Here is a 25,586-nt window from a genome sequence, read left to right on the forward strand (position 1 = left end):
CGATGATCTCCTCGTCGCTCTTTTTCCACTCGCTGGTGACGATGGCGTAGTAGCCATCGAATTTTTCTTCCTCGCGCAATTTCTTCTCATCGAATACGGGCTTTTGCTTTGTAGTCATGATCTCGCCTGTATCCGGGTCGAAAACAAGATTCTTCACGTATTTCGCAGCACCGTAGGAGGTGGCCTTGTTGTATTTTGCAGGGTTGTTTGCCAGGTCCCGAGCTTTTAAGAGGACGGGTTCACGGTCAGCCTTTGCCTTGCGATCGTACTCGGAGAGTTGCCCGGGAAAAGATCATATAAGACAGGGATACCTTTTGTGTCCATGAGCAGCCCTACCTGCACGATCGGGTCCGGGCGGTGCTCTTTGGACACGCTTTCCATCTCGTCCTGCCTGTCGGTCTCGAAGTAGTAATTCTTGACGTCGTAATAAACCAGGTCGGTGCTTCTCCCGAATCTATTCTTCATCTGCCGGCGTAGATGCATCTGCAGGCCGTCCTTAACCGCAAGCTACTGCTTGCAAGGCTCTTTTAGCAAGTTGGCCCTATTGCCTTACTGCAAAACCAGGGAACTCTACTAGGAGACAGGGAAGGGTTCTTCCTGAACAAGATTTTGACAACCAGATCTGTCTTTGTACGCTCAGCGGATGTAAATAGCATAACCCTCATAGTCCCCCGCCAGGCTCCGTCCGTTGACGCTGGCGGGCTCCTGGGTTATAATCCAACCATATAGAGGCTGTGATGGGGAAGAACCGTAGACAGGGGCATTCAGAGAGGGCTTACATGGCTGAGATGAGCCCTGCCCGGTCCCGGAGGCCATCCCGGAGCCCCGCTCTTAGCGCGGCGAGTGGCGCCCGTTAAGCGCCCGGGTGTGTGCACCCGGAGAGTGGCCGTGCCCGCGAGGGCCCGGCAAGCAGGGTGGTACCGCGAGGAAGCCCCTCGTCCCTGGCAACTAGGGTTGCTGGAGAGGGGCTTTTACATTGTAGAAGAGGGGATGCCAGTGAGATCGAGAGACATTCGAAACACCTTCCTAGGCTACTTCAATGAACGGGGACACGAGGTGGTCCCCAGTTCCCCCCTGGTCCCCAAGGGGGACCCGACGCTGCTCTTCACCAATGCTGGCATGGTCCAGTTCAAGGAGGTCTTCCTGGGCAACGATCCCAGGCCCTACAAGCGAGCCGTGACATCCCAGAAGTGCCTCCGGGTGTCAGGCAAGCACAACGACCTGGAGACTGTGGGGAGGACCGCCAGGCACCACACCTTCTTTGAGATGCTTGGGAATTTCTCCTTCGGGGACTACTTCAAGAGAGAGGCCATAGGATATGCCTGGGAGTTACTCACGGAGGTCTTAGGCCTGCCCCCGGAGAGGCTGTGGGCTACAGTGTACCGGGACGACGATGAGGCCTACGGGCTGTGGCAAGAGGTGGCGGGGGTCCCGGAGACCCGCATCATCCGCCTTGGCGAGAAGGACAACTTCTGGGCAATGGGGGACACAGGGCCCTGCGGACCCTGCAGCGAGCTGGTCATAGACCGGGGCGAGCACCTCCGGTGTGACGCACCTACCTGCGGGATAGGGGGGTGTGACTGCGACCGGTGGCTGGAACTGTGGAACCTGGTGTTCATGCAGTATGACAGGGATGAGACGGGGCGGATGACGCCTCTCCCCAGGCCAAGCATAGACACGGGCATGGGGCTGGAGAGAATATCAGCGATCCTCCAGGATACCCCGACCAACTTCGAGACAGACCTCCTGCGCCCAGTCATCGATGCCGTGGAGCACATGAGCGGGTTAAAGTATGCCCCGGGGCCCCAGGGGTTTCCCTTCAGGGTCATCGCCGATCACATCCGCTCCTTGACATTCCTCATCGGTGACGGGGTCATGCCCTCCAACGAGGGCAGGGGCTACGTGCTCAGGCGGATCCTCAGGAGGGCGGTGCGCTTCGGTGAACGCCTGGGCATCCAGGGTCCCTTCCTCCATTCTCTGGTGGGGGTAGTGGTCCTGGAGATGGGCGAGGCCTACATGGAGATCCGGAAGGGCCAGGAGCTTGCGGAACGGGTGATCATGTCTGAAGAGGAACGCTTCCTGGAGACCCTCTCCGATGGCATGAGGGTGGCCGGGGAAATGGTAAGGGAGGTAGCTGAGGGGGGGTCCAGCGTCATCCCTGGGGACAAGGCCTTTGTCCTGTATGACACCTTCGGTTTCCCCCTGGACCTCACTGAGGACCTGGCAGAAGAACACGGACTCAGTGTGGACAGGGCCGGTTTTGACAAGGCCATGGCTGCCCAGCGCGAGAGGGCCAGGGCGGGGCGGGCCCAGAAGATGAAGGAACATGGTCTTTCCCTGGACGGGCTCGAAGCCACCACCTTCGTGGGCTATGACACCCTTGCCCACGACTCCACGGTGCTCGCGGTGTTCGCCCAAGGCACCCCCGGGGTTGCGCAGGAGGGGGAAGAGGTCCTGGTGGTACTAGACGTAACCACCTTCTACCCCGAAGGTGGGGGCCAGGTTTCCGACAGGGGGCAAATCCGTACTCCCTCAGGCATCCTCCGGGTTGACGGGGTGAAGGGAAGCCCCGAGGGCGTCATCGTCCACCAGGGCGTGGTTGAGACCGGTGAGATCCGGCCGGGAGACCCCGCCGTTGCCGACGTGGATGGCGCCATTAGGGCGAATACAGCCCGGAACCACACTGCCACACACCTGATCCACAAAGGCCTGCGGACCATCCTGGGAGGGCATGTTAACCAGGCGGGTTCCCTGGTTGAGCCAAGCCGCCTGCGCTTCGATTTCACCCACTTCGAGCCTGTGGGGCCCGAGAGGGTGCGCTCCCTGGAGGACCAGGTCAACGAGTGGGTGCTGGCGGACCTGGAGGTGAGCGCAGAGGAGATGAGCATTGAGGAGGCCGAGAGGTCCGGGGCCACAGCCCTATTTGAGGAGAAGTATGGGGAACGGGTCAGGGTGATTTCCGTGGACGGCATATCCCGGGAGCTCTGCGGGGGTACCCACGTTTCCAGCACAGGACGCATCGGCCTCGTAAGGATCTTGGGTGAATCCAGTGTGGGATCAGGACTCAGGCGCCTGGAGGCTGTCACTGGACGGAACGTCCTGAGCCTGGCGCGATCCAGGGAGGCCCTCCTGGAGGATGTGGCGAGCACCCTAAAGGTATCCCCTGAGGAAGTACCTGCCAGGGTGAAGGAACTGGCCCAGCGCTTGAAGGCTGCCGAGTCTGAAGCGGAGAGGCTCGGCTCGAGGCTGAGACGGAGCCAGGTGGAGGCCTTGGCTGGCTCGGCCCTGGAGATCGAAGGGGCCAAGGTGGTGGCCGCAGAGATCGAGGTGCCCAGCATGGAGGCCCTGCGGGAAAGTGGCGACCTGCTCAGGAACAAAATCGGAAGCGGAGTCGTCATCATAGGGGCGAGGATTGAAGACAAGGCCTGCCTTGTGGCCATGGTTACGCCGGACCTCACCGGCCGCATCCACGCCGGTGCCCTGGTGAAGGTGGCCGCAGTCCAGGTGGGGGGCAGCGGAGGCGGCAGGCCGGACATGGCACAGGCTGGGGGCAAGGATCCCGAGCGGCTTCCCAAGGCGCTGTCGGAAGCACTCAAGGCCATCGAGAGCAGCCTCAGGGGAGAGCCTCTGGGCTAATGGAGGAAAGATGGATCCAGTTGCCGAAACCACTACGGGGAAAAGGGCGCGGGGGTGAGAGCATGAACGAATCTTCCGAAAAGACGAGGATGTTCGCTGTCAGGGCCGAGGTGTGCGAGGCCCGAGACGTGCTTACCACCGTCTATGAGGCTCTGAAGGAGAAAGGCTACAACCCCATCAACCAGATCGTCGGGTACCTCCTCTCCGGTGACCCGGCGTACGTGACGAGCCATCGAGGAGCCCGGAGCCTCATCCGCCGGCTGGAGAGGGACGAGCTCCTGGAAGAGCTGGTCAGGAACTACCTGGAGAGGTGATGAGGGTCCCCGCGTTCCCTGGTCTGGTGACGTGACGCCAGCCCTGTCCTGCTCTGGGGATGGCTAGGTGCTTGAGGCCGCATTAGGGCTGAAAGGGTGGACCGTTGGTGATACCACTGAGGGACAACGTCAAGTCAAGCCGTTTCCCTGTCGTCACCGTGGCCATCATCGCCATAAACCTGGCGGTGTTCTTCTTTGAACTCAGCCTGGACCAGCCTGGCCTCTACGTGTTCTTCAGCCGCTATGGCGTTGTCCCTGCCAGGATCTCACAATCACCCTTGTTTGCCCAGGGAGACGCCGCCCTGACCTTGGTGACAGCCACGTTCATCCATGGCGGCTGGGCGCACATCATCGGTAACATGCTTTACCTTTGGGTATTCGGCGACAATGTTGAGGATGTCCTGGGACGTGGTAGGTTTATCCTCTTTTATCTAGGTGCGGGAGTGGCGGGAAACGCCGCCCACGTGCTGGCGAACGCCCAGAGCGCAATTCCCACGGTGGGCGCCAGCGGAGCGGTGGCAGGGGTCCTGGGGGCCTATTTCCTGCTGTACCCCAGGGCCAGGGTGCTGACACTCATCCCTATTGGCATCTTCCTGCACCTGGCGGAGGTTCCTGCATCAATCCTGTTGATGCTGTGGTTTGTGATCCAGCTGGCTTTTGGTCTCCTAGACCTGGGCGTCCAGGTTTCCCAGGGTGTCGCCTGGTGGGCCCACATAGGGGGGTTCGCCAGTGGAACGGTTGCTGCCAGGTTGCTTCGGCCCAGAAAGCGGCGAGAGTTCTAAGGAGGTAGAAAGCGTGGGACAAAGGATTACACTCAGCGTTATCAAGGCGGATGTCGGGGGTTATGTTGGGCACTCCTGTGTCCATCCCTGCCTCTTGGAGGAGGCCGAGAAGCACATGGCCGCCTCGGATTTGTTGATCGACTACCATGTGACCCATGTTGGGGACGACGTGAACCTTATCATGACTCATGCCCAGGGGGTTGATTCCAATCGCGTCCACGAGCTGGCCTGGAATGTGTTTGCTGCTTGTACTGAGCGGGCCAGGGAGCTCAAACTGTACGGCGCAGGACAGGATCTCCTGGCGGATGCCTTCTCCGGCAACATCAAGGGCCTGGGGCCCGGTTGTGCCGAGATGGAGTTCGAGGAGCGCGTGTCTGAGCCCATCGTGGTGTTCATGGCAGACAAGACCGAACCGGGGGCGTGGAACTTCCCCCTTTTTAAGATCTTCGCTGATCCCTTCAACACCGCTGGGCTGGTTATTGACCCTAAGATGCATGACGGTTTCGACTTCGAGGTACATGACCTGATAGATCACAAAAAGATCACGCTCCGGACCCCAATGGAGGTCTACGACCTCCTGGTGTTCATAGGCGCCCCGGGAAGGTATGTGGTCAAGTGTGTAATGAGCAGGAACGGCGAAGTAGGGGCGGTTACCTCCACCCAGCGGCTCAACCTCATGGCTGGCAGGTATGTAGGGAAGGATGATCCCGTATGCATAGTGCGCTGCCAGAGTGGCCTTCCCGCCGTGGGCGAGGTGCTGGAGCCCTTTAGCACCCCTCACCTGGTGTCAGGCTGGATGAGGGGCTCCCACAGCGGCCCGCTCATGCCTGTAGCCCTGGAGGATGCGACCCCTGCCCGGTTCGACGGGCCCCCAAGGGTTGTAGCCTTGGGATTCCAGCTGGCGGAAGGCCGGCTGGTGGGCCCCAGGGACATGTTCCAGGATAAATCCTTCGACAGGGCCAGGGCGATGGCCAACGAGATCGCTGACTACATGAGGAGGCTTGGTCCCTTCGAGCCGCACCGCCTCCACCTGGACGAGATGGAATACACAACAATGCCCCAGGTCATGGAGAAGCTCCTTGGACGGTTCAGCGACATAGGGGAGTGAGGTTCAGGTGAACCCCACTGGCGAACCCGGGCGGATAATGGCTCTTGATGTTGGGGAAACCAGGATAGGAGTAGCCCTGAGCGACCCGCTGGGTCTGACAGCACAGGGACTTGAAGTGATACGCCGGAAGAACCCCGAGGACGACCTGAAGGCCGTGGCCAAACTGGCTTCGCTCCACGGTGCCACTACGGTAGTAGTGGGGCTCCCAAGGAACATGAATGGCTCCAGCGGCCCGTCAGCTACGAAGGCTATGGAGTTTGCCTCGATGGCAAGGGAGCGTACCGGCCTTGAGGTGGTGACGGTGGATGAGCGTCTCACTACCAGGCAGGCGGAAAGGCTCCTCATCAGTGCGGATCTCTCTCGCCGTAAGAGACGGATGGTGGTGGACAAGATGGCAGCCTGCCTGATTCTCCAGTCCTACCTGGACCAGAGAGCTCGGAAAACGCCAGGCCCAGCCCGTTGACACTGGAGGGGTGGACATATAGAATAGGTCTAGCCCATACTGGAAGAGGTGACTTGTCATGGAAGAAGACGAGGTCGTGGTCCTGATAGATGAAGACGGCACGGAGCACGAGTTCAGCATAGAGGGCCTGATTGAGGTTGACGGGAACGAGTATGCCATAGTCATCCCGCTGGACAGTGAAAACGAGGATGAAGGGATTATCCTGAGGGTCGAAGGAGACGACGAGGGCGAGAAGGTCTTCAGCGAGGTGGAGGACGATCTGGAATGGAAGAGGGTCGCCGATGCCTGGGAGGCGTCCCTGGATGAGGAGGAAGAGGACGACCTAGACTGAGTGTTTACTGGGGCCCGGGTGAAACCGCGGGCCCTTAGATGCCTCGAACGAAGCCGGCCAGGGGGTCTCCCACGCCCACAGGCCGGCTTCCCCTTTGTTCTTCTCCCTGGGAGCGTTGCTGTCCGGGGCATCCCATCGTATAATAGGAAAAGCAAATGGGAGGGGAGTAAGGGCATTTGCCTAAGAGGATCCTGCTTGGCCTTGTGCTGCTGGTGACATCTGCGGCGTTTTTGGGCTATTGGGGGTTCCAGTTCATCACTGAGCCTGTACCCCCAGGTGGAGAGGTTTCTGTGGTCATTCCTCCTGGGATGAATGCCCGGGGTGTGTCGCGGATCCTTCTGGAGCACGGGCTCATCAAGAGCGACTGGGGCTTTTGGCTTGCGGTGAGGAAGTCTAACCTCTCAGGCCAGCTTAAGGCTGGGGAATACCAGATACCAAGGGGCCTGACCCTGCCGGAGATCATCGAACTCCTGGTGAAGGGACAAACCGCCACGTACCCCTTCACGGTCCCGGAGGGACTTACGGTAGTCCAGACGGCCAACCTCCTGGAAGCCTTGGGCTTGGTTGATTCGAACAGGTTTCTTGCCCTGACCCGGGAAGCCCCGCTGAACCATGAGCACCTGCCACCAGGGGCAAAACTCCCGGAGCCGATGGAGGGCTATCTGTTTCCCGAAACCTACAAGATACCCAAGAGGGCAACGGAGGAAGACATAATAGCCCTGATGTACCAGCAGTTCCTGGAGGTGTTCGGTGAAGACCTGCAGGCACGGGCTGAGGAACTCGGGTTATCCCTTCACGAAGTGGTAATCCTGGCTTCTGTCATCGAGCGGGAGGCCATGGTAGACAGTGAGCGCACCACGATATCTGGGGTTTACCACAACCGGCTTCGTATAGGTATGAAACTGGATGCAGACCCCACGGTGCTTTACGCCCACGGGCGCCTGGACGGCCAGTTGACCTATGCAGACCTGGAAATCGACTCACCCTATAACACTTACCTATACGCCGGCCTCCCGCCAGGCCCCATAGCCGCGCCAGGAGAGGCATCCATCCGGGCAGCGCTCTTCCCTGAGGACATAGACTACTTATACTTCGTGTCCCGGAACGACGGCACCCACGTGTTCAGCAGGACCTACGCTGAGCATCTCCAGAACAAGGCCCAGTATCAACCAGGGGGATAGTACTTGATGGGACTCGACAGCCTGGTGGCACCTGCAATGGGCATCAAGGAGGCCTTGGCTGTTCTCTGGGTGGCGGCGATGCCCGTGATGGAACTGCGGGCGGCCATACCCTTGGCCTTCTCCTTGGGCTTCAGGCCGGTTGAGGCCTATCTCCTGGGTGTGCTCGGAAGCCTGCTGCCAGTGCCGGTGCTCCTCCTCTTGCTCAGGCCTGCCGTAGCCTACCTCAAGACCAAGAGCCGCTTTCGCAGGGTCGTGAGGTACCTCTACGGGAGGGCAAAGGGCCTCCAGGGGTTCCTTGACCGCTACGGTCTAGTGGGGCTTTGCATCTTCGTGGCGGTGCCCCTGCCATCCACTGGTGCCTGGACGGGTGCCCTCGCCGCGTCCCTCCTGGGCATGCGCCTGGGGTCCTCCATGTTGGCCATCGCTGCTGGCACTGCCATCGCCGGCGCCATAGTCACACTACTATCCTGGTATGCCTTCACAGTGCCCTGAGAATATCCGGCCCTGCCCCGGCCAATAATATCCAGGAACACCGAGGTCGGGGGAGATGTGGGTGGCCAGGTCCAGGATCGCCATTACCCTATCCATTGTGGTGCTGCTCTACGCCTTCCTGGGATCCAGGCTCTACGGCTGGCAGGTCACCCTGGGCGGCGCCCTCCGCGAGATGGCCGTCTCACAGCGCAGGGTTACCCTCCCCGTGCAAGCCTCGAGGGGCAGGGTCCTCGGGAGGAACGGGTTTGACCTGAGCTGCCCGGAACAGGGATGGGCCCTCATGATATTCCCTGGGGGTCTCACTGACCCGGATCGCTTTGCCAGGGACCACGCTGCCCGCCTTGGCCTCAAGATCTCTGACCTCTCTGATAGTCTCACGGCCACACTGAGCCCGTTCGTGCTGGCCAGGGGACTCGAACACCAGGAGGCAATGGCCATGGTTTCCGGACAGTGGCGCGGAGCCCTGGCGGTTCCAGTGGGCCAGCGCTACGGGAGGCTCTCCATGGCCAGGCACCTGGTGGGGCATGTGCGGTCCTCCGACGGGAAGGGAGCGGCTGGTGTTGAGGCCAGCCTTGACCGGTACCTGGACACCACCGGGGCCACCACCATCACCGTCTCGGTAGATGCCAACCATGGCTTGATACCAGGGCTGGGCTTCTCCCTGGATGAAGCAGCCGCACCCGTCACCGACGTTGTGCTAACCATTGACGAGGGTTTCCAGAGGGTAGTGGAAACGGCAATGGACAGGGCCGTTAAGAAGGGTGCCGTGGTGATCCTGGACGTGGCCACGGGAGAGGTTCTTGCCCTAGCCTCCCGGCCTAACTACCGCCAGGACGAGGTTTCCGCCTGCCTGGGTGTTCCTGGGGCTCCCCTGGTAAACAGGGCCGTGAGCGCATTTGCGCCAGGTTCAGTCTTCAAGGTAGTGGTGGCGGCGGCAGCCCTGGAGGGGGGGCTGGGCCCTGCCAGGTACCTGTGCAATGGCGAGGTCGATGTGGATGGATTGGTTTTCGGCTGCTACCTGAGGAACGAGGGGGGACACGGTGAGATCGACCTCACTGAGGCCTTGGCCCAGTCCTGCAACGTTGCCTTCATCAAGATGGCTTCCCTGATGGAGCCCGGAGGCTTGCCAGGATACAGCGCAGGCCTGGGCATAGGACAAGGAGGGTTCCTGGGTGTCCCGGAGGAGACCTCGGGCTCCCTCCCCAATCTCTATGACCTGGGACCCAGGGGGCTTGCGAACTTCGCCATAGGCCAGGGGCAGCTCCTGGTGACTCCACTGGAAATGGCCAGGGTGGTGGCGGCGGTGGCCAATGATGGCTTGATGGTGGAGCCCTGGCTGGTGCTGGAGATAAGGGCACAGGACGGAGAAACACTCTACCGGGGGGCTCCTCCCAGGGCGGAACAGGTTATGAGCCCCCAGACTGCGGCCCACCTTCGGGTCGCCTTGGGGGTGGCCACCACGCAAGGAACAGGCAGGAGGGCATTTGTTGAGGGGGCCGGGGCTGCCGGGAAGACCGGCACCGCCGAGACCGGCCGCAGGGATGCCTCGGGTGAGAGCGCGGCCCACGCTTGGTTTGTTGGCTACTTCCCTATGGATGAACCCCGCTACTCCGTGGCGGTCCTCGTTGAAGAAGGCATGTCCGGGCCGCTGGTGGCGGCACCGGTGTTCCGCGAGATAGCCCAAGGCATAATGGCCCTCAGGTCTCCCCGAGGCTTGGCTGCCTGGCCTGGGCCCGGGTGTTCCCAGGAAATACCGGTGCTGGCCGTGCACAGTCTGGCCCAGAGGTGAATAGCATGATAGCTGATTCCAACGGGGAGGTGTCACCTTTGGAGCTCATGGCACTCGTGGCCGGTATCATTCAGGCATGGCGGTTCTTTATGGGTAGCCTGGCCAATTCCCGCAGTTTTCAGCAGCCCCTGTCGGACAACGAGGAAGCGGTGTGCCTTGCCCAGATGAGGGCGGGCAGCACCGCTGCCAAGAACACTCTGGTGGAAAGGAACCTCAGGCTGGTAGCACACCTCGTCAAGAAGTTCGACAACACCGGTCAGGACACTGACGATCTCATATCCATAGGTACCATAGGCCTCATCAAGGCCATCAACACCTTTAATCCCGACAAGGGAACCCGTCTTGCAACATATGCCGCACGGTGCATTGAAAACGAGGCCTCCATGACCTAAGGGCAGCGGCAGGTTCTGGAAGGCCCTCGTAAGACACCCACTCCCCCAGCCACATAGGGACGGGCTCCGCCCGCATAGACCTTTACTGGTGAAGGGCGGTGGGAGCATGGCTGGGTACCGTGAGCCTGTACACTGGGAGGTTGAGGTGCGGTCGGTAGGGGGCCCCGAGGAGAGCGAGGAGGCGAAGACCCGGGCACTGGAGGTTCTCCTCCAGTGGTACCTGAATCGCAGGGAGGCGGGCATGCACCAGCGGGGTTCCGGAGGGGATTACCATGAATGCTGCCATCTACCTTAGGGTATCCTCCGACGAGCAGGCGGAACACGGTCACAGCCTTGCCTTCCAGCGGGAGGAGTGCGTCCGGAGAGCTCGGGAACTCGGGGCCACGGGAGTCGAGGTCTACTCAGATGAAGGGGTGTCCGGGGCCGTGCTCGCCAGGCCTGGTCTGGATGCCTTGAGATCCAGGGTGAGAGGCCATGGCGTCCAGGCTGTTGTGGTATGGGACCCGGACCGCCTGGCCAGGCGGCTCACTCACCAGCTGTTCCTCACTGAGGAAATCGAGGCCCATTGCTGCCTCGTATTTGTGAACCTGAAAAGGGATGACTCCCCAGAAGGGCAGCTCTTCTACCAGCTGAGGGGGGCCATTTCCCAGTATGAGAGGGAGAAAATCCGGGAAAGGACCTCGGCCGGCAGGCGACAGAAGGCCCGGTCAGGGAAGCTGCCATTTGCCATGGAGCCATACGGGTACCGTTACGACCCTGGCCGCTCGAACCTAGAGGTGGTAGAGGCTGAGGCCAGGGTTGTTCAGCGCTTATTCCGGGACTACGTTTTTTTCCAAGGAGGCTTCAGTCATCTCGCCCGGTGCCTCACGGAGGAGGGGATGCCCACTCGCAGGGGGGCCCAGGCATGGCACAGGCAAACGATCAAGCAAATACTCATGAACCCGGTCTACCGTGGGGTGTACTATGCCAACCGCCGGGACATGAGCGGCGTTAGCCTGAACAAGTATAGGGAAGAGGGAAAGACCTGGGGGAGACTACGTCCCCAGGGGGACTGGATACCCGTGGAGGTCCCCGCCATCGTCAGTCAAGACCTGTGGCAAGAGGCCCAGGAGACCATGGAGAGGTCCAGGAGGCTTCGCCACAGGAGTGACTACCTCCTCTCTGGCCTCTTGAAGTGCGGGGCCTGCGGGGGTCCCATGGTAGGCACCCGGCTGAGTGTCTGGGGTAAGAGGGTCAGGCACTACACCTGCAGGAGGTCATCTTCAGCGAAAGGGTTGGCTTGCCAGAGGTCTGTCAAGGCCGAGGCCCTGGAGCAGGCTGTCTGGTCCAGGGTCACTCCCTGGCTGGGGGACAGGTGCTTACTGGAGAGGCACCTCCTCCGGCTTAGGCAGACCCCGGGTAGACACGGGCGTGAAAGAGCCGGCATGGAGCTGGAGAGGGTGCAAAGGTCACGCAAACAGATCCTTCTGGCCATGGAGCTGGGGTTGGCCGCGGGGGCCGACGCCCTTAGCTCCCTAGAGAGACTGAAGGAGAGGGAAGGGGCTTTGCTCCAGGGGGAGCCTCGCGCCACACCGGGCCCTGGCGAGGAGATCGAAGGCGTCTTGTCTGTCCTGGAGGCGGGGTTACCCTTGGAGGTGAAGAGGGCCATCGTTAGGTGCCTGGTGGCAGGGATCGAGGTTGGAGAGAGGAGCGTTACCCTGATGGCCAGGAGTACTCCGGAGGCCGGTGGGATCTGTCATCGACAATGAGATCCTAATGTACCTGCGCTCCATCAAACGCTCGCGCACGGAGGTGAGCCTGAACGACCCTATAGGAGTCGACAAGGAGGGGAACGAGATAACCCTCCTGGATGTTCTCGGCACAGATGAGGATTCTGTGCCCGAGATCGTGGGCCAGCGTTGCGAAATGAAGATGCTGCTAGACAAGATCGGCCAGCTGGAGACCAGCGACAGGGCAGTGCTGGAGCTAAGGTATGGATTGAGGGATGGGTTTCGCCGTACCCAGCGGGAGATCGCCAAGGTCCTGGGGATTTCCCGGTCCTACGTCTCGCGCATCGAGAAGAGAGCGATCCAGGCCATCACGCGCTCCCTGGAGACGGGATCCGGGCTAAAAGGGGTCTAGCGAAGTCCCTCACCTTGAAGGATAGCACTGCGAAAGAGGAGAAATGGTATCATCAACGCAATGAAGTACAGGTGGTGGATGCTGTCCATGTTGCGGCTGCTGTGCCCTGCTTCCTATGTGTCGTCCATCTTCGACGTTGATGTGAAGGCCCTGGCTGGCACAGGGGTGAAGGGAATAATACTCGATCTGGACAACACCCTAATTCACTGGAGGTCTGATACGCCGGGGCCAGAGGTCCTGGACTGGTTCAAGATGCTGAAGGCCAGGGGCCTCCAGGCCTGCATAGTGTCAAACAACATGGGCCCCAGGGTGAGACACCTGGCGGGAATCTTCGGCATCCCCTGCATTCCCCGAGCTGCAAAACCCCGGCGCCGTGCGTTCCGCGAGGCAATGGATATCATGGGCACATCGCCTCAGGAGACAGCCGTGGTCGGGGACCAGGTGTTCACGGACATCCTGGGAGCCAACCGCCTTGGTCTCCTCAGCGTCCTGGTGGTTCCCATAAGCAGCCGGGAGTTTATCGGAACCCGGCTGGTGAGGGTCGTTGAGCGACTGGTCTTGTTCCATCTTGCTCGCAAAGGAATGCTGACCCCCCCCTCCTTTCGTTGTGAGCCGCCGCCAGAGAATAACTGATTTCTTCCCAGCCCTCCATAGAATGACACATCTTGACATTATGGGGCAGCTATAATTTAGGAAAAACCTGTAGTGTTTGGGGAGGGAATGACTTGCTCAGGGTCCTGCTGGCCGACGATTGTGCTGCGTTCCGTTCCGTTCTTCGTGAGTACCTCCTAATGTTTCCCCTGGATTTCGCTCTTGCTGCCGAAGCCTGTGATGGGCACGAGGTTGTCAAGTGGGCGCAGATGACCAACCCCGATGTCATAGTCGTGGATGTGAAGATGCCAGGCATCGACGGCCTGGAGGCGGTTCGCCTCCTCCGTGCCTCCGGCCTTCAATCTAATATTATCGTCTGCACAAGCTTTGACTCTGAGGAGGTCCTCGCCCAGGCCTTGGAGGCTGGGGCTGACGCTTATCTCAAGAAGCCCATCGATTTCGGGGGGCTAGGGGATCTCATGAAGAAAGGCCGGCGAAACCCGGTCTTGAGCTTCCAAAGCAACCACTGCGGGGGCGGGACAAGGATTACGATGGGGACTGTAGAAATCTAGCGAAAGGTTTTCCGGAAGGGATGAGGCTCCTTGGATGTGGATGCCTTGCTCCGACAGGCCGTTGCAGCCGGTGCGTCTGACCTTCACATTACGGTTCAGAGTCCTCCCGTGGCCCGGGTTCACGGCAAGTTGACACGCTTGGATGGGCCGGCCCTCAGGCCCGAGGACACTGAGGGCGCGCTGAGGCACATCCTCAGCCAGGAACAATGGGATCGGTTCATGGACAGGGGTGGGTTGGAGTTCTCTTACAGCGCTTCTGAGATGGGCAGGTTCCGGGTCAGCGCCTACAGCCAGAGAGGGAGCGTCGCCTTGGCCATTAGGGTGATACCCCACTCGATTCCCCAGGCAGAGGAGATCGGGCTTCCCCGGTGCGTGATGGACTTGGCCATGGGACCCAAGGGCCTGCTGGTGATTACCGGGTCCGACCGGAGCGGCAAGTCCACTACGGCCGCAGCCGTGATAGGAGTGATAAACGCCGCTCGGGATGCGCACGTAATCACCCTGGAGGATCCCATTGAGTACCTGCACCGCCATGACAGGAGCCTGGTGAACCAGAGGGAGATAGGAGTGGATGTTCCGTCCTCTCGGGCGGCGCTGCGCTCTGCCCTGCGGCAGGACCCCGATGTTATCTTCTTGAGTCACATAAGGGATGCCGACACCGCCAGGTTGGCGCTGGCTGCTGCGGAAACCAGCAGCCTGGTAATGTGCATTCTTTCTGAGGCGGGAGTCTCCGCTGCCATTGAGTTCTTCCTGGGCATACTTGGCTCGAGCCAGCGCGACCGGGTAAGGGTACAACTGGCCTCGGTGCTGAGGGGCGTCGTGTACCAGGAACTCCTTCCCCGGATGGATATTCCTGGGCGTGTTGCCGCCTTTGAGGTCCTGCTGGCTACGCCAGCTGTAAGGGACCTCATCAGGGAAAACAGGGTTCACCAGGTACAATCAGCCATACAGACTGGGGCCCGCCACGGGATGGTATCCCTGAAAGCCTCCCTGCAGGATCTTCTCTCCAGGGGAAAGATAAGCGAGGAGGACTACCATTTTCGGGCTCGCGGCCTTGATCACTTCGAATCACACTGAAATGCCCTGGGCAGTGATGGAAGGCCGCGTGCCAACATGCGCTGACCTGTTGGCCCGTGGCGCCCCAGGCTAGGGATGGTGTTGCGCAACTATGCGACGGGTAGGTTTGGAGATCTCACGTGGATATTGACAGGGCAGGCATAGTACAGGGAGTGGAGGTTCGCAGGGACCTTATCTGGGACCTCAGCCGGCGCATCTACCAGCACCCGGAGATGGGCTATTCAGAGACCCTGGCTTCGGACTGGATCGCAGGAATACTTGGAGACGCTGGTTTTCGCGTGTCCCGGCCGGTGGCAGGTCTAGCCACAGCCTTCATGGCTGTGAAGAAGGGCTGCGCTCCTGGGCCCAGGGTGGCGCTTTTCGCCGAGTATGATGCACTTCCGGAACTGGGGCACGGCTGCGGCCACAACTTCATTGCCGCCGCCTCGGTTGGGGCTGCGCTGGCCCTGGCAGGGATGATGGATAACGCTGGGGGCGAGCTCATGGTGCTGGGCTGCCCGGCGGAAGAGGGCTGCGTGGAGGGAGCAGGAGGCAAGGTTATCCTCCTTGAGAAGGGGTGCCTTAGCGGTGTGGATGCCGCCTTGATGGTGCACCCGGGGGCTAAGACCATCGTGGAGGCGACCTCGGCAGAGCGGGTGGCCCTCAGGCTGACGTACCGGGGCAAGGCTGGTCACGCTGGCTCCAGGAATAGCCGTGGAGTCAACGCCTTGGACGCTGCCATTGAAACCTTTAATGCCTGGAAGGAATTGAACCGGGAGATGGGGCAGGATGTCCTCATTCACGGAATCATCTCCAAGGGAGGTGTGAGCCCCAACATCATCCCGGACCTGGCCGAGGTCATGGTCTACCTTAGATCATCCAGCGGTGGTAACCTGCCTGAGCTGGAGACTCGGGCAAGGGCCTGTGCCACCCGGGCGGCACGGGCTGCTGGAGCTAGAGTGGAGTTTGCCTACTGCGCTCGTACCTACCTCTGCATGAGGACCAACGTGCCCCTGGCTATGGCTTTCAGCAGCAACCTGCAAAACCTGAAGGTTAAGATCCATGACCATGCTGGGGCCTCCATGGGTTCGACCGATATGGGAAACGTAAGCCAGAAAGTTCCCTCGGTCCATGCCTACCTGTCGCTGGGGGGGCGGGTTCCCCCAGCCCATACCCGTGAGTTCGGCGCCGCCACTCTCCGCCCAGGCGGGCTCAGGGCAACCGTAACCGCGGCAAAAGCGCTGGCCCTCACGGCCTGGGACGTGCTGGTGATACCCGAACTGGTTAAGGAGATCCGCATGTTTCATAAATCCCGCCGCTAAGCCTCGCTTCTTCTCGACCCGTGTGGCTAGCCCTCAGTCAACCAGGACGAAGACCACGCTAGACAGGGCCTCCTCGGGGTCGAAGTCTCCCGGCAGGCCACGGGTTCGCACGACCTCGTAGCCGATAATGACGAACTTCTCAGGACCTTGAAAGGCAGCCTTAACCGCGACATCATAAAGGCCGGCGGGTTGCCCCGGCCGCACGGTGAATGAGGCAGTCCAGGAATTGGTGTAGGATGGGATAGGCAAGACGGGGTCCATCTCCATGATCGTGCCGCCCGGAAGCGTGAGCGCCACTCCCATGGCGTATCCTGAAGTCTCGGCGCTCACGGTTATCCTGTCTCCCGGGTTTACCCTCTGAGGGGATAGGGAGGCGCTAAGGCTCCGGATGCCTATTGAAACAGGCTTGAGCACGGAGTAGTGAATGAGTCCTGCGGTGTCCCTCACCCTCGCTTGGTAGAAATAGGTGCCTGGCGAGAGGATCCTTCCCTCGGTGTTCACCCCTGCCCAGATCATGCTCACTGGGGCGGGGATCCGGTGGCCTGGCCGGCCAAAAAAGGACCCCAGGCCGAAACGGGCCACCTGGGCACCCCCAGCATCCGTGAAGGCCAGGGACCATGCAGAGAGGTTGGAGTTCTTGAGGGTGTAGAGGAACACCTCTGTCCAGTCATCAAACCCGTCGCCGTCAGGGTAGAACAGGGCGGGGCGGGCCTCGGCCCTGATGAGGCAGGACCTGTAGATGACCGTGGCCGCCTCAGCGCGAGTGAGTTCCCGTGTAGGCTTGAAGGTGCCATCGGGGTATCCCTCTATTATGCCCAGGCGGGTGGCCGCCGCCACCGAGGGACGAGCCTCACTGTAGATCGCCGGCCAGTCCTTGTACCTGGCCAGGAGCCTTTCCACCTCCTTGGGTGTGAGTGATGCGGCGTAGGCCGAGAGACCCAGGCTTCTCACCAGTGCCAATACAGTATCCTGCCGCGAAATGCCCCAGTTTGGCCTGAACCAGCCGCCTGGAAACCCTACAACGAATCCCTCCGATGCCGCTGCCTCGATATAGTCGTAGGCTCGTTTCTTAGGGTAGGCGTAGTAGTCTCTGGTCACATCTCGAAAGGTCTGGGAGGCATCCTGGAGAGGCTTGAGGCGAAACACCTTGGCTAGCATCATAGCGTATTGAGCCCTGGTACAGGGCTGGTCTGGTATGAAGGAGGACCTGAAAGATGTGACGTACCCGTCTGCCACGTCCTCCGTCCAGATCACCCGCACGTAGTAAAGGGCCCAGTGTTTACTCATGTCGGCATACCACGGGTCAGATGCCACGGCGACAGCAGAACCTGCACATGTGAGGAGGGCTACCACCGATCCGGTAGCCAGGAGCCTTCGCCATCTCACAGATGGGAAACACAAGGAAAGCGCCCCCTCCGGTACGGGTAGGCCCCTCCCCCTGAAGTCATTTCTAGAGGCGCATGGCATTTCCTGTTAGATCTGGTAGTAATTTGGTGTCGAAATTGCAGGAGAAAGGGGCTTGTGTTGTCGCTTGGGGGATTGGTAATATCTGGATAGGACGAACGTGGCGAGGTGGTCTCATGAGATCTAGGTTCTACTTCACCCTGTCTGTGGTGACGGCCTGTCTTGCGGGGGCCCTGCTCTACGCCTACCTTCTCAGCCTCGACGAAAGGGTTGCCGTGGTGGTAGTCGCTAGGGATGTGCGACGCGGAGAGGTCCTGGATGAATCCTGTCTGCGACTGAAATCCATTCATCCCTCAGCCGCTCACCCTGATGCCGTGGCTACTGTGAGGGAGGCGGTCGGCCGTCGAGTCTCGGTACCCCTCTTCAGGCAGGAACAGGTGGTATCCCACAAGCTGGCCGGGGTGGGAATTGACGGCGCTTCGGGCTTTCTGGGTTCTGGCGACCGGGCGTTCCTGGTACCAGTGCCTCTCGCCAGGGCCCTTGGCGGCATGTTGATCCCCGGCGACACCGTGGACGTGGTGTTTGTGTCAGATCCCGTGAACTCGGAGAACCCATTCTCAAGGGTGGTTCTCCAGGGGCTCGAGGTCCTGGACATTCGCAATGACCGTGGGGCCTCCATGGAGGATGACGCCCAGGGGGCTTTCTTAGGGGTGGTGCTGGCGGTAACCCCTTTAGAGGCCGAGGCCCTTGCCTTGGCATTATGCTCGGGCCAGGTCTTCTTGGTTGGCAGGGGGCACGAGAAGGGCGACCTCTCCGGCGCGCGAGACCTTGATCTTGGGGACCTCCTCATGACGGGGGGGAACGGGCCATGACTTGCAGGTGGGCAATGGAAGCCACGGCCGCGGGGAGGAATAGGGAGGATTCACTCCTGGGGCCCGTGGTCATCTTGGGACGCAGCCTCGACCTGGTCAGGCGACTGGAAGAAGCGGGGTTCCCGGTTGCGGCTCAGATGGATGCCCTGGAGACGTTGAAGGCCGTGGTATCGCTGGTGCCCGTCAGGGCGATTGTCATTGTCTTCGGCAACGAGAGTGGGGGGTGGGATCTTGAGGGACTCGCCAGTTGGCTTGGGGCTAGGGGTCCGGGTATCGATGTGGTGGCTTATGTTCAGGATGCCGACCCAAAAAAAACGGACCGGGCCCTTTCCTCTTCCCTCGGAGCCCTTGAGTTACCTCGGTGGCTGGGCCTGCACCAGAGCGTGGAGGGGGTGATAGGTGCTTTGACGCGGTACCAGCCGCCGGTCAATGAGGCATCCCATGGAGCCATACCTGACATGCCCAGACCTGATCGGCGAAAGGGGGTAGTGACTGGAGACGATCGGAAGGGTGGCTTGACCCACCCCAGGCACTGGCTAGCGCAGCCTGCAACCGGTAAGGAGCCGGCTCCTCGGGATCTTACCTCCCATGACTTGGTCCTTGTATATAGCCCTAAGGGCGGAGTGGGAAAGACGTTCATCGCATGCAACTTAGCTGTGGCTTTAGCCCGGGCGTTTCCGGGAAGGGTTGCCCTTCTGGACCTGGACTTCGGGTGCGCGGATGCCTGGCTTTACCTGGACATGGCCAGCGCTCCCAGCATAGTGGATCTCCTGCCGTATTCGGGAGAAATGGGACCTGATTTACTGGACAGGTATATGGCCACACACAAAGCATCGGGTTTGAAGGTATTGCTGGGGCCGCCTAAGCCGGAGACGGCGCAGTTGATTAGGGAAGGGCACGTGTCAGCCATCCTGGATAGCGCCGGGGCCAAGTTTGAGTACGTGGTAGCGGACATGCCCCCAGAGTCGGGGGGAGACTCCACACTGGAGTGCCTTAGGAGGGCTACTCGAGTGGTCCTGGTGACCACTCAGGATGCCGCCGCGCTCCACGCCACCAAGATGGCACTGGAAGCCCTGGAGCGGCGGAGTTCGCACAGGCACCAGGAGACCATACTAGTCCTGAACCGGGTGGATAGGGAGGCCCCATTACCACTGCACCAGATTGAGGGCTTCCTGGGGGTGGCCCCGCACGTCTGCATCCAAGAGGACCGCAGGGCTGTGGAGGAGTCGGTGTTGCAGGGGCGTCCCATAGTGGACGCGGCACCCTCAGCACCCCTTGCCAGGGCCTTGGCGGGGCTGGCAGAGCGGTTATACCCCGCCCGCCCTGTGCCTTTTCTGGAGAAGCCAAGGGGCTGGGGGATCTGGCCCTGGCAAAGGAGGTCCAAAACATGAACGGACCAGCAAGACTACACCAGGAAGACGACACCGACATCGCCCTGGCACTCGGGGAGACCAAGAGCGCGGTCTTGGAGCGATACCCGGGCCTTTTGGCTGGGGCTCGCACTGACGATTCCCAGCGCGACAGGCTGAAAGAGGTAGTCTCCCAGTTGCTCATTGAGCAAGGCTACGGCCTGCCCAGGTCCCGGAGGGACCGGGTAGCGACCTGCGTGACTCACGAAATTGTGGGATACGGTCCCATAGAGGATCTGATGAACGATCCTGCGGTTGATGAGATTATGGTCAACGGGCCACACCAGGTGTTTGTCGAGATGAACGGCACGCTGGTCCAGACCGCGATTCGCTTTCGCGATACCGATCACCTGCTGGAGACCATAAACCGGATGGTGGCCCCACTGGGAAGGCGCATCGACCAGTCCTGTCCCTACGTGGATGCCAGGCTCCCTGGCGGGTCTCGGGCCAACGCCATAATCCCCCCGCTCTCCCTCTCGGGGCCGGTCCTGACGGTCAGGAAGTTCTCCGGCAGGGTGCTCTCCGCGGCGGAACTCGTGGAGATAGGCACGATGCCCCCAGAGATGTGTGACTTCCTGAGGGGATGCGTTGAATCCAGGCTGAACATCCTTGTCTCCGGGGGTGCCTCCTCAGGCAAGACCACAACGCTTAACGCCCTCTCCGGCTTCATAAACGAGGCAGCCCGCATCATCACCATCGAGGACTCCGCCGAGCTCAGGTTACTCCACCAGCACGTCATCCGGCTTGAGGCCAGAACGCCAAATTCAGAGGGGCGCGGGGAGATCACAGTGCGTGACCTCCTCAGGAACGCCCTCAGGATGCGCCCGGACAGGATCATCGTGGGGGAGGTTAGGGGGCAAGAGGCCTTCGACATGCTACAGGCCATGAACACGGGGCACGACGGTTCCATGTCGACAGTCCACGCCAACACGTGCTTGGATGCCCTTAGGCGGCTGGAGGCCATGGCGATGATGGCTGGAGAACGAGTTCCCCACAGGGCCATACGCGAACAGGTGAGGTCTGCCATGGATGTGGTGATACACCTGGCTCGCCTGTCTGACGGCAAGAGACGCGTTATGCAGGTATCCCTAGTTCTAAAGGAGGGAGGGCCAGCGGAACGCCTAGAGCTCCAGGATGTTTTCAGGTACCGGGTGAGGGGCCAGGACCCTCGCGGCCGGGTGACCGGGGAATTCGAAGCCTTGCCGCGAGCGCTTCCCGGGTACTACAAAGAAAGGCTGTCGGTAGACCCCGCGCCTGGGTTCAGGAGGGAAGCCTCATGACCCCTGAAGTATTCCGGCTGGCCACCATTGGGGGGGCAGTCACTGCGGTGTATCTTGCCAGTGTCCCGTTTAACCCCCGGCTCCACCTCAAGCCGCGTATCCAGACCCCCCCCAGGGGCAAGGGGGCCGTCTCGGGTCTCCTGGCTCTGGTTTCTATGCCACTTGGGCTGGTGCGGAGGCGCAGGATGAGGGATGTGTACTCGCGCGACCTTGAGCACATGGCGGAGGCGATGGCTGCCTCCTTGGACGCGGGCCAGAGCCTGCTTCAGGCCTTGGAATCGACCTCGACATCAGCCAGGGGTCCCCTAGGACGGCAAGTCAGGGGAGCCCTGGCGCAGTATGAGGCCGGGGTCTCTCTTAGTGAAGCCCTGGAGGCAATGGCCGGACGCATCAACGTGCCGGAGGTCACCCACTTTGTTGAGGCTCTTGCGGTCTGCGAGACTCAGGGTGGCAGCCTAAGAGACCTCTTGACAGCCCTGGGGGATGTGGTCCGGGAGAGAAGGGAATGGTCAAGGGAGGTCCAGGCAAAGGCCGGAGAGGCCCGCTGGAGTGCTGTTTTCCTGGCCTCCATGCCTCCGCTCATGGGGGGCTACCTGTTCCTGAGTCACGCTGAGATGATGATGCCAATGCTTGTAGACAGCATGGGGAGGGTGGTCCTGGCCTACGCCGTGATGTCCTGGGCCGTAGGCGTGATTATCGTGGGCCGCCTAGTCATGGGAGACCCAGATGCTTAGCATCCGGACGGGAGGAGGGGCAGCGATGGTCGCCATATCCAGCCTTCTCGCAGCATGTGCGGTTATGCTCCTGGCGGTGGCCCGCTGGGGCCACGCCGGCAGTCGCGTGCCAGTAAGCCAGCGCCACGTGGGGACAGTCCTGGGGCGGGAACAGGATATGCCCAAGACCAGGACAGGCCTGGCTTGGCTGGGCGGGAGGCTTGGCCGGGTACTGCCTGAATCTACCAGGAGCCACCTGAGCCGCGGTCTAGTGCTGGCCGGGAGGCGGGAGCATGGTGCCGCCGAGGAAATCCTGGCCCTGTGTGCCATCACCGCGGTGATGCTGGCGGGTGTGGCCGGGCTGGCTTGGGGCGTCCCCGGAGTGGCACTGGGGGGCCTTGCCGGCATGGGCGTACCGGTACTGAGGTTATGGCTGGATGCTCGCAGGCGGAGCCGTCTTGCCCAAGAAGAGCTGGGGAAGATCCTGGACTTCCTTGTGATATACACTACGGCGGGGGTTCCCCTCATCCGGTCTCTGGCTCACCTCAGCCAGGTTCACTCCGGCATTCTTACCCCCTACCTGACCCGGGCGGTTCAAGATCTCCTCTCAGGCAAGACCGTCATGGCATCGCTGCGCCCCATGATGGAGGAAATCGCAGCGGAAGAGATGGTCGCCTTCGCGAGTGCGCTGGCCCGGGCGGAGAGGCTGGGGACACCCCTCAAAGACTTCTTTGTGAGAGAGGCCCGGAGCCTTCGAAAAAGACGCTCCCTGGAACTCCAGCACAAGGCTAGCCTTGTACCTCTGAAACTCACCATCTGCACTACGGTGTTCTTCCTGCCCTGCCTCATAGTGCTAGTGGTTTTTCCGAACATCCTGGCCTTCATCCACAGGTGAAGAGCCGAATGGAGGTATTGAGGGGAATGAGCGGAATAAGTGAGCTGCTCTACGGGTGGCTGTTGGCATGCAAGCTAAAGATGGGCCACGGACAACGAGGGGCGACAGCTGCGGAGTATGCCCTTATACTTGCCCTGGTGGCGGTCATGCTCATCGGAAGCCTTACTAGGCTAGGCCAGGCATTGACCAACCAGCTGGAGGACATCATCGACAAGATCTCCGGGGCTAACTAAAGGTGCCACCGGTTTGGTGGAGACGCTTCTGGAGGCTGGGGTTACGGCGGAGCCGGGGTGCTGCCGCCGTAGAGTTTGCGATTGTGTTATGGCTGCTGGTGCTACTGCTCTTCTGCATATTGGACGCAGGGATGCTAATGAATACCCAGCTGGTGCTCAGTCATGCGGCCAGGGAAGGGGCAAGGCGGGCTGCAGTTGAGGGAGGGGCTACAGCCGCAGTGTATGAGCGAATTGGCGCACTGCTGGAAATGGGAGGGATTCACCCTGAGGACGTCGAGATATACATCTCACCCTTCACTGCTTCCTACGGCTGGACCATACGGGTACGGCTGACCTGCACCTACCAGGCCAAGACGCCCCTATTCGCAGCAGCAGTACGAGGGAGCGTGCCGTTGACTGCCGAGGTGATAACCCGGAGTGAGAGGGTGAGGTAATGGTAACCATCCAACCACGACAGGGAGCATGGTGGTGTGGCCATAGGGAGGGCTCCACGCGGCTTAACCAGACCCCCTCCTGGGTTGGCATAAGACGGTGGCTTTGGGGGCCCAGGGAGAGGGGTGCTGTGGCGTTTCTGGTGGTGATGTTTCTCCCGATCTTGGTGCTCCTCATGGGCTTAGTGCTCAATACCGGTTTTGTAGTACTGGCCCGCCAGAAAATGTCTAGTGCGGCAGATATGGGAGCCCTGGCGGGCCTGCACGCCCTTGATCTGGAAAAGCTCTACCTGGGGCAACGCTACGTAGATCCGGAAGAGGGATCCGCACTTGCGCGCACTTGGACGCTGGACAACCTTAAGGCATCGTTTCCCACAGCAGAAGATGAGGACATAGACCTGGTTGCCAGGGTCCTGAACCCCGTCACTTCTAGACAAGAAGGAGGGGTGGAGGACCCCACGGTGGAGGTGGATCTTAGCCTCAGCATTGAACTGCCGTGGCCGTTCGGCAGGATCCCTGGCGTAAATCTCAGGGTTAAGGCAAGGTCGGCCGTGAAGGAGAGGGAGTGATCGCCCGAAATCATATCCTGGGAGCCGGCTGTCATCTCCCGGCAGTTGCCGGTTGCAGTGGCCAGTTCCTGCCTGCAAGGCTAGCTTGCGCAAAGGGCGGGACCCTTGCTCCGCCCGGGGCACATGTTCACACTGCTGGTTACGCCCCCGCGAGGTGCCGGGGGCGATGGTGGGAAGGGGCCTTGCAGGAAGGCGGGGTATCCTGGCGAAGAGGAATCTCAATGGACAGTGGGAAACTGAGATAGCCAGGGCACTTGTCCCGACTCCTGTGGCTGTGTACCACCGGGATGGCCAGGATTTGGCGCACGGGACAGGGAATGGGAGGCAGGGGAGGAAGGGACTGGTGAAGATCGTAGTAGGGGACTGGAGCTGGCCTGATTTCGATATAGAGGAGCCAATCTTTGCCCGGATCAATGCTGGAGTTGTGTTGTCCCCCAGTTCTGACGAAGACACACTGGCTACCATTGCAGCGGATGCTGACGCTCTGCTAGTTGAGTATTCCCCCATCACCCGCAGGGTCATCCAGGTTCTAAAGAAGTGCAAGGTGATCTCGGTGGAAGGCATAGGCTATGACAACGTGGACGTGGAGGCTGCGGTGGAGGCGGGAATTGTGGTGACTAACGTGCTTGGGTACTGTGTCGAGGAGGTATCTGACCATACCCTCGCTCTCATAATGGCGTGTGCCAGGGGCCTCGCGAGGCTGAACGATTTGGTGCGTCAAGGAAGGTGGGAGATCGGAAATGTCCGGCCCATCAGGCTACGGGGTAAGGCCTTAGGCATAGTGGGCTTGGGCGCCATAGGGCGGCTAGTGGCCATGAAGGCCCAGGGTTTCGGCCTAGAACTCATAGGCCACGATCCCTTTGTCCCTGAGGATCGGTGGCCGCCGGGCGTGAAACAGGTGGACCTGCCTACACTGTTGAGGGAGAGCGACTTCATTACCCTTCACACACCGCTTTCCGGTGCCACAGCCAGGTTGATCTCGAAACCTGAGATGTCTCTGGTGAAGAAGGGGGCGTATCTCATCAATACTTCACGGGGGGGCGTCGTGGATGAGGATGCGCTCTGTGATGCGCTGGCCAGCGGGACTCTGGCTGGGGCGGCCCTGGATGTCACCACCGTGGAGCCACCTCCCCGGGACAGCCGTCTCCTAACCTTGGATAACCTGCTCATCACGCCGCATGTCGCTTACTACTCCGAGGAGTCTGCCCGTGAGGTGCGAGTGAGGGCTGCGGAGCAGATAGTCCGTGTTCTGTCCGGTGAGCCCGCCACCGATCCCGTGCTGCCCAGGCGGTGAAACGGGGTCATCGGCAGCCGGAGGTAAGGATAATGCCAAGAGCCTCGGCTCGCGGGTTTCGTCCTCAACGGACGTATCCCAGTTACGGCGAACCTGGAGAACAGAAGGGGCAGGATTGTCCGCCCGGTGTTCGGTTACCGTGAGGCCAGGCGAGGCAGGTCATAGACCTGGCGGCGTTCGCATTGGTGTTCGGTTAAGCCTCAAAATTTCCAATAGATGTTTCTGCCAACATATTATCCCTGGGAATCGGAACCAGAGGATTTCGGGTAGCATCTATAGAATCTCTTCTCCATGAAGCAGGGAGGAGGGGTCTACGGATATGTCTATGTCCCCTAT

27 protein-coding genes and 1 pseudogene are annotated in these 25,586 nt (G+C 60.8%); 26 read left to right on the forward strand and 2 right to left on the reverse strand.

Translation table 11 applies throughout. From position 1 onward, the window contains the following. A pseudogene (locus AB1576_13015) lies at positions 1 to 435 on the reverse strand (hypothetical protein). Between the two features lie 555 nt (positions 436 to 990). On the opposite strand from AB1576_13015, the gene alaS reads away from it, so the two are divergent. The 17 genes from alaS (at position 991) to AB1576_13100 (ending at position 16,150) form a co-directional block, all read left to right on the forward strand. After that, positions 991 to 3,636 carry an alanine--tRNA ligase gene (gene alaS, locus AB1576_13020; protein MEW6082656.1) on the forward strand — a complete coding sequence of 882 codons (2,646 nt, stop codon included), beginning with the start codon at positions 991 to 993 and terminating at the stop codon, positions 3,634 to 3,636. A 62-nt stretch (positions 3,637 to 3,698) separates the two neighbouring features. Next, positions 3,699 to 3,950, forward strand: coding sequence for an IreB family regulatory phosphoprotein (locus AB1576_13025; protein MEW6082657.1), 252 nt, complete (start codon positions 3,699 to 3,701; stop codon positions 3,948 to 3,950). Positions 3,951 to 4,057: 107 nt separating this feature from the next. Continuing rightward, complete coding sequence (locus AB1576_13030) at positions 4,058 to 4,732, forward strand: rhomboid family intramembrane serine protease (GenBank protein ID MEW6082658.1); 675 nt, start codon at positions 4,058 to 4,060, stop codon at positions 4,730 to 4,732. A 13-nt stretch (positions 4,733 to 4,745) separates the two neighbouring features. After that, the gene (fbp, locus tag AB1576_13035; GenBank protein ID MEW6082659.1) at positions 4,746 to 5,840 is read left to right on the forward strand and encodes a fructose-1,6-bisphosphate aldolase/phosphatase; all 1,095 of its coding nucleotides are present in this window, start codon (positions 4,746 to 4,748) and stop codon (positions 5,838 to 5,840) included. Between the two features lie 37 nt (positions 5,841 to 5,877). Further along, complete coding sequence (gene ruvX, locus AB1576_13040) at positions 5,878 to 6,303, forward strand: Holliday junction resolvase RuvX (protein MEW6082660.1); 426 nt, start codon at positions 5,878 to 5,880, stop codon at positions 6,301 to 6,303. 58 nt (positions 6,304 to 6,361) lie between these two features. Next, entirely contained in the window at positions 6,362 to 6,634 is a 273-nt protein-coding gene (locus AB1576_13045; GenBank protein ID MEW6082661.1) for a DUF1292 domain-containing protein, read from the forward strand. A 176-nt stretch (positions 6,635 to 6,810) separates the two neighbouring features. Further along, on the forward strand, positions 6,811 to 7,815 hold the full coding sequence (gene mltG / locus AB1576_13050; GenBank protein ID MEW6082662.1) for an endolytic transglycosylase MltG: 1,005 nt from the start codon (positions 6,811 to 6,813) through the stop codon (positions 7,813 to 7,815). Between the two features lie 6 nt (positions 7,816 to 7,821). Beyond that, entirely contained in the window at positions 7,822 to 8,307 is a 486-nt protein-coding gene (locus AB1576_13055) for a small multi-drug export protein (protein ID MEW6082663.1), read from the forward strand. Between the two features lie 61 nt (positions 8,308 to 8,368). Further along, entirely contained in the window at positions 8,369 to 10,096 is a 1,728-nt protein-coding gene (locus tag AB1576_13060) for a penicillin-binding protein 2 (GenBank protein ID MEW6082664.1), read from the forward strand. A gap of 47 nt (positions 10,097 to 10,143) precedes the next feature. Beyond that, positions 10,144 to 10,488, forward strand: a complete 345-nt coding sequence (locus AB1576_13065; protein ID MEW6082665.1) for a sigma-70 family RNA polymerase sigma factor — start codon at positions 10,144 to 10,146, stop codon at positions 10,486 to 10,488. A gap of 106 nt (positions 10,489 to 10,594) precedes the next feature. Then, positions 10,595 to 10,783 carry a hypothetical protein gene (locus AB1576_13070; GenBank protein ID MEW6082666.1) on the forward strand — a complete coding sequence of 63 codons (189 nt, stop codon included), beginning with the start codon at positions 10,595 to 10,597 and terminating at the stop codon, positions 10,781 to 10,783. After that, entirely contained in the window at positions 10,761 to 12,236 is a 1,476-nt protein-coding gene (locus AB1576_13075) for a recombinase family protein (GenBank protein ID MEW6082667.1), read from the forward strand. The genes AB1576_13070 and AB1576_13075 overlap by 23 nt, the downstream gene beginning before the upstream one ends. After that, a complete protein-coding gene (locus AB1576_13080) occupies positions 12,214 to 12,609 on the forward strand; it encodes a sigma-70 family RNA polymerase sigma factor (GenBank protein ID MEW6082668.1) in 396 nt (131 codons plus the stop codon). Before AB1576_13075 ends, AB1576_13080 begins: the two co-directional genes overlap by 23 nt. A gap of 87 nt (positions 12,610 to 12,696) precedes the next feature. Next, complete coding sequence (locus AB1576_13085) at positions 12,697 to 13,242, forward strand: YqeG family HAD IIIA-type phosphatase (protein ID MEW6082669.1); 546 nt, start codon at positions 12,697 to 12,699, stop codon at positions 13,240 to 13,242. A gap of 92 nt (positions 13,243 to 13,334) precedes the next feature. After that, positions 13,335 to 13,772, forward strand: a complete 438-nt coding sequence (locus AB1576_13090; protein MEW6082670.1) for a response regulator transcription factor — start codon at positions 13,335 to 13,337, stop codon at positions 13,770 to 13,772. Positions 13,773 to 13,808: 36 nt separating this feature from the next. Beyond that, complete coding sequence (locus AB1576_13095) at positions 13,809 to 14,849, forward strand: PilT/PilU family type 4a pilus ATPase (GenBank protein ID MEW6082671.1); 1,041 nt, start codon at positions 13,809 to 13,811, stop codon at positions 14,847 to 14,849. A gap of 119 nt (positions 14,850 to 14,968) precedes the next feature. Next, positions 14,969 to 16,150, forward strand: a complete 1,182-nt coding sequence (locus tag AB1576_13100) for an amidohydrolase (GenBank protein ID MEW6082672.1) — start codon at positions 14,969 to 14,971, stop codon at positions 16,148 to 16,150. Between the two features lie 33 nt (positions 16,151 to 16,183). Here the strand turns inward: AB1576_13100 and AB1576_13105 are convergent, their stop codons facing one another. Continuing rightward, a complete protein-coding gene (locus AB1576_13105; protein ID MEW6082673.1) occupies positions 16,184 to 17,551 on the reverse strand; it encodes an S-layer homology domain-containing protein in 1,368 nt (455 codons plus the stop codon). Positions 17,552 to 17,730: 179 nt separating this feature from the next. Here AB1576_13105 and cpaB point away from each other — a divergent pair, with 179 nt between their 5' ends. From cpaB to AB1576_13150, 9 genes are all read left to right on the forward strand, one after another. Continuing rightward, on the forward strand, positions 17,731 to 18,426 hold the full coding sequence (gene cpaB / locus AB1576_13110) for a Flp pilus assembly protein CpaB (protein MEW6082674.1): 696 nt from the start codon (positions 17,731 to 17,733) through the stop codon (positions 18,424 to 18,426). After that, entirely contained in the window at positions 18,423 to 19,817 is a 1,395-nt protein-coding gene (locus AB1576_13115; GenBank protein ID MEW6082675.1) for a P-loop NTPase, read from the forward strand. The genes cpaB and AB1576_13115 overlap by 4 nt, the downstream gene beginning before the upstream one ends. Then, positions 19,814 to 21,115: a CpaF family protein gene (locus AB1576_13120; protein ID MEW6082676.1), complete on the forward strand. Its 1,302-nt coding sequence runs from the start codon at positions 19,814 to 19,816 to the stop codon at positions 21,113 to 21,115. The genes AB1576_13115 and AB1576_13120 overlap by 4 nt, the downstream gene beginning before the upstream one ends. Further along, complete coding sequence (locus AB1576_13125) at positions 21,112 to 21,849, forward strand: type II secretion system F family protein (protein ID MEW6082677.1); 738 nt, start codon at positions 21,112 to 21,114, stop codon at positions 21,847 to 21,849. The genes AB1576_13120 and AB1576_13125 overlap by 4 nt, the downstream gene beginning before the upstream one ends. A gap of 25 nt (positions 21,850 to 21,874) precedes the next feature. Beyond that, positions 21,875 to 22,723 (forward strand): type II secretion system F family protein, encoded by an 849-nt coding sequence (locus AB1576_13130; GenBank protein MEW6082678.1) that lies wholly within the window; start codon positions 21,875 to 21,877, stop codon positions 22,721 to 22,723. Between the two features lie 26 nt (positions 22,724 to 22,749). Then, positions 22,750 to 22,956, forward strand: a complete 207-nt coding sequence (locus tag AB1576_13135) for a Flp family type IVb pilin (protein MEW6082679.1) — start codon at positions 22,750 to 22,752, stop codon at positions 22,954 to 22,956. A 2-nt stretch (positions 22,957 to 22,958) separates the two neighbouring features. After that, positions 22,959 to 23,390 (forward strand): TadE/TadG family type IV pilus assembly protein, encoded by a 432-nt coding sequence (locus AB1576_13140; protein MEW6082680.1) that lies wholly within the window; start codon positions 22,959 to 22,961, stop codon positions 23,388 to 23,390. Between the two features lie 128 nt (positions 23,391 to 23,518). Further along, positions 23,519 to 23,956 (forward strand): Tad domain-containing protein, encoded by a 438-nt coding sequence (locus AB1576_13145; protein MEW6082681.1) that lies wholly within the window; start codon positions 23,519 to 23,521, stop codon positions 23,954 to 23,956. A 343-nt stretch (positions 23,957 to 24,299) separates the two neighbouring features. Beyond that, the gene (locus tag AB1576_13150; protein ID MEW6082682.1) at positions 24,300 to 25,250 is read left to right on the forward strand and encodes a C-terminal binding protein; all 951 of its coding nucleotides are present in this window, start codon (positions 24,300 to 24,302) and stop codon (positions 25,248 to 25,250) included. Positions 25,251 to 25,586: the final 336 nt, after the last annotated feature.

The organism is Bacillota bacterium, from assembly GCA_040754315.1.
Classification (GTDB): Bacteria; Bacillota; Sulfobacillia; order DUSP01; family JBFMCS01; genus JBFMCS01.

Coding starts and splice junctions, on each gene's coding strand:
- AB1576_13115 (MEW6082675.1), top strand. CDS start 18,423: ATGACTTGCAGGTGGGCAATGGAAGCCACGGCCGCGGGGAGGAATAGG.
- AB1576_13065 (MEW6082665.1), top strand. CDS start 10,144: ATGGCACTCGTGGCCGGTATCATTCAGGCATGGCGGTTCTTTATGGGT.
- AB1576_13135 (MEW6082679.1), top strand. CDS start 22,750: ATGAGCGGAATAAGTGAGCTGCTCTACGGGTGGCTGTTGGCATGCAAG.
- AB1576_13075 (MEW6082667.1), top strand. CDS start 10,761: ATGAATGCTGCCATCTACCTTAGGGTATCCTCCGACGAGCAGGCGGAA.
- AB1576_13070 (MEW6082666.1), top strand. CDS start 10,595: ATGGCTGGGTACCGTGAGCCTGTACACTGGGAGGTTGAGGTGCGGTCG.
- alaS (MEW6082656.1), top strand. CDS start 991: ATGCCAGTGAGATCGAGAGACATTCGAAACACCTTCCTAGGCTACTTC.
- AB1576_13055 (MEW6082663.1), top strand. CDS start 7,822: ATGGGACTCGACAGCCTGGTGGCACCTGCAATGGGCATCAAGGAGGCC.
- AB1576_13025 (MEW6082657.1), top strand. CDS start 3,699: ATGAACGAATCTTCCGAAAAGACGAGGATGTTCGCTGTCAGGGCCGAG.
- AB1576_13085 (MEW6082669.1), top strand. CDS start 12,697: ATGTTGCGGCTGCTGTGCCCTGCTTCCTATGTGTCGTCCATCTTCGAC.
- AB1576_13045 (MEW6082661.1), top strand. CDS start 6,362: ATGGAAGAAGACGAGGTCGTGGTCCTGATAGATGAAGACGGCACGGAG.
- cpaB (MEW6082674.1), top strand. CDS start 17,731: ATGAGATCTAGGTTCTACTTCACCCTGTCTGTGGTGACGGCCTGTCTT.
- AB1576_13120 (MEW6082676.1), top strand. CDS start 19,814: ATGAACGGACCAGCAAGACTACACCAGGAAGACGACACCGACATCGCC.
- AB1576_13130 (MEW6082678.1), top strand. CDS start 21,875: ATGGTCGCCATATCCAGCCTTCTCGCAGCATGTGCGGTTATGCTCCTG.
- ruvX (MEW6082660.1), top strand. CDS start 5,878: ATGGCTCTTGATGTTGGGGAAACCAGGATAGGAGTAGCCCTGAGCGAC.
- AB1576_13125 (MEW6082677.1), top strand. CDS start 21,112: ATGACCCCTGAAGTATTCCGGCTGGCCACCATTGGGGGGGCAGTCACT.